Origin of the sequence: Arthrobacter crystallopoietes, from assembly GCF_002849715.1 — a bacterium.
Taxonomy (GTDB): Bacteria; Actinomycetota; Actinomycetes; order Actinomycetales; family Micrococcaceae; genus Crystallibacter; species Crystallibacter crystallopoietes.
Genome location: NZ_CP018863.1, coordinates 3,647,677 through 3,658,844, shown reverse-complemented (window position 1 = coordinate 3,658,844; position 11,168 = coordinate 3,647,677). Strand labels below are relative to the sequence as shown.

Here is an 11,168-nt window from a genome sequence, read left to right as displayed (position 1 = left end):
AGTTGCGGACGTGCTTACTCGCGGACCAGCGAGCGGATCCGGTGGCCTGCCAGCGCCGCGCGTCCGCGCAGGCCCGTCAGTTCCAGCACGACGCCGAACCCGGAAACCTGCACGCCGGCCCGTTCGAACAGCCGGCAGGCCGCGCCGAGGGTGCCGCCGGTGGCCAGCACATCGTCAAGAATGAGCACGCGCATGCCGGGCTTGAGATCATCGGCATGCAGTTCCAGCGTCGCCGTACCGTATTCGAGGGTGTAGTCCTCCGAGTAGACCTTCCGCGGCAGTTTGCCCTTCTTCCGCACCGTCACCACGCCTTTGCCCGACGCATACGCTCCGGCTGCGGCCAGCAAAAAGCCGCGGGCTTCGATGCCGGCCACGGCGTCGAACTGCCCTTCGAAGGGGTCGATGAGGGCGTGCACAATGGTGCGCAGCGCGGGACCGTCCGCGAAAACGGGCGTCAGGTCACGGAAAACAATGCCTGGTTTCGGGTAGTCGGAGACGGTTGCCGAAAGCCGGCTGATGACTGACTCCGCGGACTCGGAAGATCGTTCACTCACCCCACTACCCTACCGGCCGCTGGCTTGCGGAAATGACGGGATGACGGCCGCGCTGACGGCAATGCCGGAGCGGACGCGGCGCGGCGAAGCGCGTCCCAGGACGGACCAGCCGGACTTCAGCCGTCCGAGCGGCGGCGGGGTTTGGCCGCGCGGTAGGGCGAGACGGTTTTCTCCCCCTCCAGCCAGAACCGCCAGGGGTAGCTATCGGTCCCGCCCTCACCGCTGACGCCCACCCGGGGCCCGCTGCGCACATGGGCCGCCGGAGCGGGCGTGGCAGGCAGTCGGAGCTCGAGGGCACCGGAGGCAAAGGCCCGGCCGTTATCCGCCAGCGTCAGCCCCAGGGCCTGCGCAAGGCGGCCCGGTCCGCGGGCCAGCTCGGTATCGTTTTTCGCCGACGTACGACGGCGGTAAGCCAGTTCGCGTCCGTGCGTCACCTCGCCGGCGCGGATCAGGACACCGGTGGCTATTCCGGCGTGGCCGCAGACGATGTTGACACAGTGGTGCATGCCGTAGGTGAAGTAGACGTAAATGTGGCCGGCCGGGCCGAACATGGCTTTGTTGCGGTTGGTCTGGCCGCGGAAGGCGTGCGAGCCCGGGTCGCTTTCGCCCAGGTACGCCTCCACTTCGGTGATGCGCACGCCCACGCTGCCCTCCGCCGTCGTCCGCAGCAATTGCGCGCCGAGCAGTCCCGGGGCCACCACATCGGCCGGACGTGCGAGCCATTTCAGCAGTGCTCCCGGGATGGCGGGGACAGCCTCCATTACGACCCGGCGCTGCCGGCCATCCGGCGGTAAAAGTGCGTCAAGGCTTCCCGGTGGTGCGCGGAAGGATGGACTTCGGCCCCGGAGAGGTACAGGGCCAGCGCGTCCAGCCGCTCGTGCCACAGCGCCATGAGTTCGGCGGTGCGGGCCTTCGAGCGCAGTCCGTGGCGGAGTTTCAGCAGAGTCTTGCCGCCGGAGTTCTCCAGCAGCCAGTGCACGGAACTCTGTTCCACCTCCGGGCTGCACCAGCTGTACTCCAGCGCCTGCTCGTTCAGGAGATGGGTCACGTCGCCGCGCATGCTGAAAGTCTCGAAGTCCAGCCGGACGTCTCCGCCGACCTGCAGCTGCAGCGTTCCGGGTGCAAGCCATTTGCCGAACTTGTCCGGCTCCGTCAGGGCCTGCCAGATGGTTGCCCGATCCGCCCCCAGCAGCCGGTCAAAGTGGACGGAGTCGTGGCCGGAGTCCTTGCCAAGGGTGCCCATCGTGTGCGACACCGAGTACTCGCGCGAGTAGGCTTCGCGCAGCTTGGTCCAGCGGTCCGGCTGCGGCTGCGGCGTACGTCCGGCCGCGACGTCCTCGAACGCGTCCAGGATGGTTTCCCAGCCCGCGGCGCCCTCCGTCAGGAACGACCGGCTCTCCGAGCGCGCCCGCAGCTGTACCAGCGTGCCGCCGTTGCTGTTGAGCATCCGCCACTCGAGCACGGACTCGTTGTCCAGCTCGTCTTCCCAGGTGATCTGCAGGCTCAGCGGTGCATTCAACTGGAGCACGGTGCCGGTGACGGTGCCGCCGACCTCCAGTTCGTAGGGCTGGCCCTGTTCCCAGCCGGTGATCAGGTTCCCCAGCCACTTGGCCACGTGTTCCGGCTCGGCCAGCAGGCTCCACAGGTAGCTGTGCGGATAGTCGAGCTGGCGGTCAAAAGCCAGCACATAGTCGGACGCGATCCGTTCGATCCGTCCGGACGGAACTACTTTCTCATCCTGCGGGCTCAGCGTCGTCATCGTCACTTCCTCGGCTCGGCGCTCCGGCTGCATCTCTGTTTCACAAACTACCCCAAAGACCGAAGTTACCGGCCGGTAACTTCGCTTTCAGGGAAGGTCCGGAGGGCATAAACACGCCTACCAAAGGGCACAGAACGACGTCGGATCCGCACCTTTTCGCTGCAGGTGCGGATCCGACGTCGTTGGCTGGTTTTCGCGGCGGTCAGGCGCCCGCGGCGTATACGCGCACCGGTTCCAGCTGCGCCTTCAGCGCGTCCAGCTGGCTGGCGACCGCGGAAGGTGCCGTGCCGCCCTGGGAGCTGCGGCTGTTCAGCGAGCCTTCCACGCTCAGGACCTCGCGCACCTGCGGGGTTAGGTGCGCGGAGATGCCGGCGTAGTCCTCATCGCTGAGGTCCCACAGCTCGACGCCGCGGCTTTCGGCCAGCTTCACGGCGGCCCCGGAGAGTTCGTGCGCCTCGCGGAACGGCACGCCCTGGCGGACCAGCCACTCGGCGATGTCGGTGGCGAGGGCAAAGCCCTGCGGTGCCAGCGATTCGAGCCGTTCGGTGTTGAACTTCAGCGTGGCGATCATGCCGGAGACGGCCGGAAGCAGCAGTTCCAGAGTGTCTGCGGCGTCGAAAACGGGTTCCTTGTCTTCTTGCAGGTCACGGTTGTAGGCCAGCGGAAGGCCCTTGAGCGTGGCCAGCAGACCCGTCAGGTTCCCGATCAGGCGCCCGGCCTTGCCGCGGGCCAGTTCGGCCACGTCCGGGTTCTTCTTCTGCGGCATGATGGAGGATCCGGTGGAGTAGGAGTCATCCAGCGTGACGAAGGAAAATTCCTTGGTCGCCCAAAAGATGATTTCCTCCGAGATCCTGGATAAATCCACGCCGATCATGGCGGACACCCAGGCGAACTCGGCGAAGACGTCGCGGGAGGCGGTGCCGTCGATCGAGTTCCAGGCCGCGGAGTCGAAACCCAGATCCGCGGCGACGGCGTTCGGGTCCAGGCCGAGCGAGGACCCGGCGAGGGCGCCGGAGCCGTAGGGCGAAACGGCGGCGCGCTTGTCCCAGTCGGCCAGCCGCTGCACATCGCGCAGCAGCGCCCAGGCATGGGCCAGCAGATGGTGGCTCAGCAGCACGGGCTGCGCGTGCTGCAGGTGGGTCCGCCCCGGCATGGCCACACCGTGGTGCGCCTCGGCCTGCCCGATGAGGGCGTCCACCGTGGCGAGGACGCCGCCGGCGATGATGCGGGCGTGGTCGCGCAGGTACATCCGGCCCAGCGTGGCGATCTGGTCGTTGCGTGACCGGCCGGCGCGGAGCTTGCCGCCGAGCTGCGTGCCGGCCCGCTCGATCAGGCCGCGCTCCAGCGAGCCGTGCACGTCCTCGTCCGATTCGGCGGCGGCGTAGGCACCGGAGCGGACATCGGCGTCGAGTTCATCGAGCGCGGCGAGCATGCCGGCCAGTTCGCCGTCGTCAAGCAGGCCGGCCTTGTGCAGCACCCGGGCGTGGGCGCGGGAGCCGTCGATGTCGTAAAGCGCCAGCCGCCAGTCGAAGTGCGTGGACTTGCTCAGCGCTGCCAGCGCATCCGCGGGGCCGCCGGCAAAGCGTCCGCCCCAGAGTGCGCCTTCATTGGTTCCGTGTGCCATTTTTAGTTGCCTTCCGCTGCGCGCTGGTCGCGTCCGGACGCGACCTTGGAGGAGAGACCGAAGATCTCGATGAAGCCCCGGGCCATGGACTGGTCGAAGGTATCGCCGGTGTCGTAGGTGGCCAGGTTGAAGTCGTAAAGCGCCGTCTCCGAGCGGCGTCCCGTCACGGTGGCGCGGCCACCGTGCAGTTCCAGCCGGATCTCGCCGCTGACGTGCTGCTGAGTGTCGTCGATGAAGGCGTCCAGCGAACGCTTCAGCGGTGAGAACCACTGGCCGTCGTAGACCAGTTCGGTCCAGCGCTGGCCCACCGTCTTCTTGAAGCGGGCCTGCTCACGCTCGATGGTGACGTTTTCGAGTTCCTTATGCGCCGCGATCAGTGCCATGGCGCCGGGGGCCTCGTAGATTTCGCGGGACTTGATGCCCACCAGGCGGTCCTCGACGATGTCGATCCGGCCCACGCCCTGGGCGCCGGCGCGGTGGTTCAGCTGTTCGATGGCCTGCAGCGGGGTCACCGCGTGCCCGTCGATGGCCACCGGGATGCCTTCCTTGAACGTGATGACCACCTCATCGGCCACCGGCGGGAATTCCGGCGAGGCGGTGTAGTCGTACACGTCCTTGGTGGGCGCGTTCCAGATGTCCTCGAGGAAGCCGGTCTCCACGGCCCGGCCCCAAACGTTCTGGTCGATGGAGAACGGGTTCTTCTTGGTGGTGACGATCGGCAGGTTCTTGGCCTCCGCGTAGGCAATGGCCTTGTCGCGGGTCAGCGCCAGGTCGCGGACCGGGGCGATGCATTTGAGCTCCGGCCCCAGGGTCTGGACGCCGACTTCGAAGCGGACCTGGTCATTGCCCTTGCCCGTGCAGCCGTGGGAAACGGTGGTGGCACCGAACTTCTGGGCGGCGGCCACGAGGTGCTTGACGATCACCGGGCGGGAGACGGCGGAGACCAGGGGGTAGGCGTCCATGTACAGCGCGTTCGCCTTCAGCGCCGGCATGCAGTATTCGGTGGCGAACTCGTCCCGGGCGTCGGCCACATAGGCTTCGACGGCGCCGCAGTCCAGGGCCCGCTGCCGGATGGTTTCCAGCGACTCGCCGCCCTGCCCCACATCCACCGCGACGGCGATCACTTCGGCCCCGGTTGCCTCGGCGATCCAGCCGATGGCAACGGAGGTGTCGAGGCCACCGGAGTAGGCCAGAACAATGCGGTCAGTCACTTGGGGTGTGCTCCTAATGGTTTGCAGGGTTGGTACGTTTTCAGGTCTGGCTGTTGCGGGCAGGTTCATCCGCAAACTGCAGGAAGCGGGCGGCCAGGTCGGCGCCGCCGTCGGGGTCCCGTGTCACCAGCAGGACGGTATCGTCGCCGGCGATGGTGCCCAGCACGGAGGGCATGACGGAATGGTCGATGGCCAGGGCCAGGAAGTTCGCGGCGCCGGGCGGAGTGCGCAAGACCACCAGGTTGCCGGAGGCCTCGGCGGTGACCAGCAGGTCCGCGCACAGTTTGGCCAGGCGAGCGTCCAGGATCTCTTGGGTAATGCCGGCCTGCGGGGCGCGTTCTCCGCCCTCGGACCTGACGGCGTAGACCAGCGCGCCGTCCTGGCTGCGCACGCGCACCGCACCAAGTTCCACCAGGTCCCGGGACAGGGTTGCCTGCGTCACCTGGACGCCTTCGGCGGCGAGCAGGGCCGCGAGCTCCGCCTGCGAACGCACGGACTGTCCGGTCAGGATCGCGGTGATGCGGGCCTGGCGGGCGGTCTTGGTGGTGGGCATGCTGGTCACGGCCGGGTGTTCCTTCAGCGCCTTCAAGAAATCTTCTGCAGCGGCGCCAGGCCGGCCTTGTCCATCAACCAGGCCATCAGCGCCTTCTGCGCGTGCAGCCGGTTCTCGGCCTCGTCCCACACCACGGACTGGTCGCCGTCGATCACATCGGCCGCGATCTCGTAGCCGCGGTAGGCCGGCAGGCAGTGCAGCACAATGGCGTCCGGCGCGGCCAGCTTCATCGCGGCCGCATCCACCGCGTAGTCCCTGAACAGCTCCAGCCGCTGGGCCTTTTCCTCTTCCTGGCCCATGCTGACCCAGGTGTCGGTGGCGACAACGTCGGTCCCCGCCAGGGCCTCGGCCGCATCGGAGGTGACCAGCACGGAGCCGCCGGTTTCCGCGGCACGCGCTTCGGCTTCGGCGACGACGGCGGCAGCGGGCAGGTAGCCGGCGGGTCCGCCGATGCGCACATGCATGCCCGCCGTGACGCCGGCCAGCAGGTAGGAGTTGGCCATGTTGTTGGCCGCATCCCCCAGGTACGTCATGGTCAAGCCGGCGACCTCGCCCTTGTGCTCCCTGATGGTGAGCAGGTCCGCCAGCAGCTGGCACGGGTGGTAGTCGTCGGAGAGCGAGTTGATTACCGGCACCCGTGAGATGGCGGCCATTTCCTCAAGTCCGGAGTGGGCGTAGGTCCGCCAGACCACGGTCGAGACCATGCGCTCCAGGACCTTGACGGTGTCCGAAATGGATTCCTTGTGGCCCATCTGGGATTCGCCCGGATTGATGATCAGCGGCACACCGCCCAGATCCGCCACGCCGGTGGCGAAGGATAGCCGGGTCCGGGTGGAGGTCTTGTCGAAAATCACCGCCACGGTCTTGCGCCCGGCACCGTCCGCGGCATACGGCTGGTACAGGTAGGGCGACTCCTTCAGCTGCGCCGCCAGGTCCAGCACCGAGAGCTGTTCGGCCGGGCTCAGGTCGGTGTCTTTGAGGAAGTGGCGGATCATGGTGTGTCCTTCTGGGCATCGGTGTTGGGGTCGGCGGAGTTGGCCGCGGCCGCAGTTTCGGCGGCGGCCGCCAGAATGGCGGGCAGCGCCTGGATGAAGGCCTCGGCCTGCGTGCCGGTGAGGATCAGCGGCGGAGCCAAACGCAGCGTGCGCGGACCGGGGTTGTTGATGATGAATCCGGCCTCCAGCGCGGCACGGACGGCCGGTGCGGCGATCTCCTCGGCCAGGTCGAAGCCGATCAGCAGGCCCTCGCCGCGGACCTCGGTGACGCCGTCGATACCGGCCAGCGCGGCACGAAGCTGCGCGCCGACGTCGTTCGCATGCTGCAGCAGCTGCCGCGACTCGATCGAGTGCAGCGTGGCCAGGGCGGCGGCCGTCGCCACGGGGTTGCCGCCGAAGGTGGTGCCGTGCTGTCCGGCGGTCAGCAGGGTGGAAACCTGCTCGCCGAACGTCACCATGGCGCCGATGGGGAACCCGCCGCCGAGGCCCTTGGCCAGGGTGATGGCGTCCGGCAGGATGTCCTCGCCGCCGGCCACGCTGCCCTGGTAGGCGAACCAGTTGCCGGTGCGTCCCACGCCGGTCTGGACTTCGTCCAGGATCAGCAGAGCGCCGGCCTCGCGGGTGATTTCGCGGGCGGCCTTGAGGTACCCGGCCGGCAGCGGACGTACGCCCACTTCGCCCTGGATCGGCTCAAGAACGACGGCGGCAACGGTTCCGTCGACCGCGGTCCGCAGGGCATCCACATCGCCGAAGGGGATGTGCTCCACCCCGCCGGGCAGGGGCTCGAAAGGTTCCCGGTAGGCCTGCTTGGCCGTCAGTGCCAGGGCGCCCATGGTCCGGCCGTGGAAGGCGCCGTCCAGGGCGATGATCCGCTTCCGCGTGGCGGTGGAGTTGCGGCGGGCCAGTTTGAAGGCCGCCTCGTTGGCCTCGGTACCGGAATTGGCGAAGAAGACCTTGGAACCGGCCGGAGCCTGCGCCAGCTCCAGCAGCTTTTCGGCCAGCGCGATCTGCGTCGGGCTGGTGAAGAAGTTGGAAATATGGCCCAGCGTGGATAGCTGGCTGGAGATGATGCTGGTGATGAACGGATCCGCATGGCCCAGTGCGTTCACGGCGATGCCGCCGAGCAGGTCCAGGTATTCCTTGCCGTCGGCGTCCCAGACGGTGCAGCCGTTGCCGCGGACCAGCACGCGCTGCGGCGTGCCGAACACGCCCATCAGGGACTGGTTGTAGCGGGCCAGCAGTTCCTGGTTGTGCAGCCCGTCGAGGCTGGCCAGCTCCGCTGCCGAGCCGGCCGCCGGCTGTGGTGTTGCCTGTTGGATTGCCTCGCTCATTTCTCGTCTCCGTCCGGAACAACCTGGGTGCCGATGCCGGCAGCCGTAAAGATTTCAAGCAGGATCGAGTGCGCCATCCGGCCGTCGACCACCGCGGCGCGCTCCACTCCCCCGTCGACCGCCTTGAGGCAGGCTTCCATCTTGGGGATCATGCCGGACTCGAGCTTGGGCAGCAGGTCCCGCAGCTCGGAGGCGGTCAGCGAGGAGATCAGCGAGGACTTGTCCGGCCAGTTGGCGTACAGACCCTCGACGTCGGTCAGGATCACCAGGCGCGACGCGTGCAGGGCATCGGCCACCGCAGCCGCGGCGGTATCCGCGTTGACATTCAGCACCTGGTTGGTGCCTTCGCCGTCGTTGGTGATCTCCGGGGCCACGGTGGAGATCACCGGGATCCGGCCGGCCTCGAGCAGGTCCAGGATGGCGGAGGGGTTCACGCCGACCACTTCGCCCACGAGGCCCAGATCCACTTCTGCACCGTCCACCACCGTGCTGGTGCGCACGGCCTGCAGCAGCCCACCGTCTTCACCCGAAAGCCCGACGGCGTACGGGCCGTGCGAGTTGATCAGGCCGACCAGTTCCCGGCCCACCTGGCCGGTGAGCACCATCCGGACCACGTCCATGGCCTCCGGCGTGGTCACCCGCAGGCCGCCCTTGAACTCGGACTCGATGCCGAGCTTGGAGAGCATGGCGTTGATCTGCGGGCCGCCGCCGTGCACCACCACGGGCTTGATGCCCACGTGGTGCAGGAAGACGATGTCCTCGGCGAAAGCCCGGCGCAGCTCGTCGTTGACCATGGCGTTGCCGCCGTACTTGATGACCATGGTGGTCCCGGCGAAGCGCTGGATCCACGGCAGCGCTTCAATCAGCGTGCCCGCCTTGTCCTGGGCTACAAGCATCGTGTTCATCGGTTCCTCAGCTCGAGTACGCGGAGTTCTCGTGCACGTATTCGTGCGTGAGGTCGTTGGTCCAGATGGTGGCGGACTTATCGCCGGCGTTCAGGTCGATCATCACGATGACCTCGCGGGCTTCCAGATCCACCAGGTCGCGGGAGTCCCCCACGCCACCGTTGCGGCAGACCTGCACGCCGTTCATGGTGACGTTCAGCTGGTCCGGCTCAAAGGCCGCGTCGGTGGTGCCGACGGCGGAGAGCACCCGGCCCCAGTTCGGGTCCTTGCCGAAGATGGCGGTCTTGAACAGGTTGGACCGGGCGACCGCACGGCTGACAACTTCGGCGTCCCGTTCGGACGCGGCGTTGATGGTGGTGACGGCGATGTCGTGGCTGGCACCCTCGGCGTCGGTAATCAGCTGCCGGGCCAGGTCTGCGCACACCGTGGTCAGTCCGGCACTGAATTGGGCCAGGTCCGGCACCGCGCCGGAGGCACCGGAGGCCAGCAGGACCACGGTGTCATTGGTGGACATGCAGCCGTCCGAATCCGTCCGGTCGAAGGTCACCCGGGTGGCCTCGCGCAGCGCCATGTCCAGGGCGGGGGCCTCGACGTGGGCATCGGTGGTGATGACCACGAGCATGGTGGCCAGGCCGGGGGCCAGCATGCCGGCGCCCTTGGCCATGCCGCCGATCACGTAGCCCGCGCCGTCGAACCGCGACTGCTTGGCCACGCTGTCGGTGGTCATGATCGCGGTGGCGGCGTCAGCGCCGCCGTCGTTGTTCAGGGCCGCCGCGGCAGCCTCGACGCCGGGAAGCAGCTTGTCCATGGGCAGCTGCTCGCCGATCAGCCCGGTGGAGCACACCACCACATCGGAGGCGGAAACGCCCAGCAGCGCGGCCGTTTTCTCCGCGGTGCTGTGGGTGTTCTGGAAGCCTTCGGGGCCGGTGCAGGCATTGGCCCCGCCGGAGTTGAGGATCACGGCGTCCGCCCGGCCGTCGCTGATCGCCTGCCGGGACCAATGGACAGGGGCGGCGGCCACCCGGTTGGAGGTGAAAACCGCGGCGGCCGATTTGGCGGGACCGTCGTTGACCACCAGGGCCACGTCCGGGTTGCCGGAGGCCTTCAGCCCGGCGGTCACGCCTGCGGCGCGGAAACCTTGTGCAGCGGTGACGCTCACGGTGCTACTCCCTGGTGGGTCAGGCCGGCGGTCTCCTCAAGACCGAGGGCGATGTTCATGGACTGGACAGCGCCGCCGGCGGTGCCCTTGGTCAGGTTGTCGATGGCGCAGCTGACGATCACGCGGCCGGCATGCTCGTCGAAGGCGAGCTGCATGGCTACGTGGTTGGAGCCCTGGACCGACTTGGTGTGCGGCCACTGGCCCTCCGGGAGCAGGTGCACAAAAGCCTCGTCCGCGTAGGCCTCGGCCCAGGCGCGGCGCAGCGCTGCGGCGTCGGTCCCCGGCTTGACCCGGGCCGTGGCCGTGGCCAGGATGCCGCGGCTCATCGGCGCGAGCGTGGGAGTGAAGGAAACCTGGACATTTTCGCCGGCGGCAGCGGACAGGCCCTGCTCGATTTCGGGCGTGTGCCGGTGGCCGCCGCCTACGCCGTACGGGCTCATGCCGCCCATGACCTCGGAGCCCAGCAGGTTGACCTTCACGGATTTGCCCGCCCCGGAAGTCCCCGACGCGGCAACGATGACCACGTCCTGGGTCTCCAGCAGGCCGGCGCTGAAGCCCGGCGTCAGGGCGAGCAGTGAACTGGTGGGATAGCAGCCCGGCACGGCGATCCGCTTGGCCTCGCGCAGGCGTTCGCGGTGGCCCGGCAGTTCGGGCAGGCCGTAGGGCCAGGTGCCGGCATGGACCGTGCCGTAGAACTTCTCCCACACGAGCGGGTCTTCCAGCCGGTGGTCCGCTCCGGCGTCGATCACCAGGGTTTCTTCGGGCAGCTTGGCCGCGATCTCCGCACTGGCACCGTGCGGCAGCGCCAGGAAGACGACGTCGTGCCCGGCCAGGTTTTCCACGGTGGTTTCCGTCAGCTCACGCTCGGCCAGGGAATGCAGATGCGGCTGGAGCGCACCCAATCGGGAACCGGCATTGCTGTGCGCCGTGATGGCCCCGATGGAGACCTCTGGATGGCTGGCCAGCAGGCGGAGCACTTCTCCGCCGGCATAGCCACTGGCACCGGAAACAGCTACCGAAAAAGTCATAAGGTCACTATACAGGAAAACTTATTCATAGGGAGTCATAATTATGCAC

11 protein-coding genes are annotated in these 11,168 nt (G+C 67.9%); all 11 read right to left on the bottom strand.

Annotated elements, in window-relative coordinates; translation table 11 throughout:
* Positions 1-14: 14 nt before the first annotated feature.
* On the bottom strand, positions 15-554 hold the full coding sequence (locus tag AC20117_RS16935) for an adenine phosphoribosyltransferase (protein WP_074702656.1): 540 nt from the start codon (positions 552-554) through the stop codon (positions 15-17).
* Between the two features lie 116 nt (positions 555-670).
* Complete coding sequence (locus AC20117_RS16930; protein ID WP_074702657.1) at positions 671-1,315, bottom strand: DNA-3-methyladenine glycosylase; 645 nt, start codon at positions 1,313-1,315, stop codon at positions 671-673.
* The gene (locus AC20117_RS16925; RefSeq protein WP_074702658.1) at positions 1,315-2,313 is read right to left on the bottom strand and encodes an SRPBCC domain-containing protein; all 999 of its coding nucleotides are present in this window, start codon (positions 2,311-2,313) and stop codon (positions 1,315-1,317) included. The genes AC20117_RS16930 and AC20117_RS16925 overlap by 1 nt, the downstream gene beginning before the upstream one ends.
* Before the next feature lie 202 nt (positions 2,314-2,515).
* Entirely contained in the window at positions 2,516-3,937 is a 1,422-nt protein-coding gene (gene argH, locus AC20117_RS16920) for an argininosuccinate lyase (RefSeq protein WP_074702659.1), read from the bottom strand.
* A 2-nt stretch (positions 3,938-3,939) separates the two neighbouring features.
* On the bottom strand, positions 3,940-5,148 hold the full coding sequence (locus tag AC20117_RS16915; protein WP_074702660.1) for an argininosuccinate synthase: 1,209 nt from the start codon (positions 5,146-5,148) through the stop codon (positions 3,940-3,942).
* Between the two features lie 40 nt (positions 5,149-5,188).
* Positions 5,189-5,701, bottom strand: a complete 513-nt coding sequence (locus AC20117_RS16910; RefSeq protein WP_074703447.1) for an arginine repressor — start codon at positions 5,699-5,701, stop codon at positions 5,189-5,191.
* Positions 5,702-5,733: 32 nt separating this feature from the next.
* On the bottom strand, positions 5,734-6,696 hold the full coding sequence (gene argF / locus AC20117_RS16905; RefSeq protein WP_074702661.1) for an ornithine carbamoyltransferase: 963 nt from the start codon (positions 6,694-6,696) through the stop codon (positions 5,734-5,736).
* Complete coding sequence (locus AC20117_RS16900) at positions 6,693-8,027, bottom strand: acetylornithine transaminase (protein ID WP_083339880.1); 1,335 nt, start codon at positions 8,025-8,027, stop codon at positions 6,693-6,695. The genes argF and AC20117_RS16900 overlap by 4 nt, the downstream gene beginning before the upstream one ends.
* Positions 8,024-8,932: an acetylglutamate kinase gene (argB, locus tag AC20117_RS16895; RefSeq protein ID WP_074702662.1), complete on the bottom strand. Its 909-nt coding sequence runs from the start codon at positions 8,930-8,932 to the stop codon at positions 8,024-8,026. Before argB ends, AC20117_RS16900 begins: the two co-directional genes overlap by 4 nt.
* A gap of 7 nt (positions 8,933-8,939) precedes the next feature.
* A complete protein-coding gene (gene argJ / locus AC20117_RS16890) occupies positions 8,940-10,091 on the bottom strand; it encodes a bifunctional glutamate N-acetyltransferase/amino-acid acetyltransferase ArgJ (RefSeq protein ID WP_074702663.1) in 1,152 nt (383 codons plus the stop codon).
* A complete protein-coding gene (gene argC / locus AC20117_RS16885; RefSeq protein WP_074702664.1) occupies positions 10,088-11,119 on the bottom strand; it encodes an N-acetyl-gamma-glutamyl-phosphate reductase in 1,032 nt (343 codons plus the stop codon). The genes argJ and argC overlap by 4 nt, the downstream gene beginning before the upstream one ends.
* Positions 11,120-11,168: the final 49 nt, after the last annotated feature.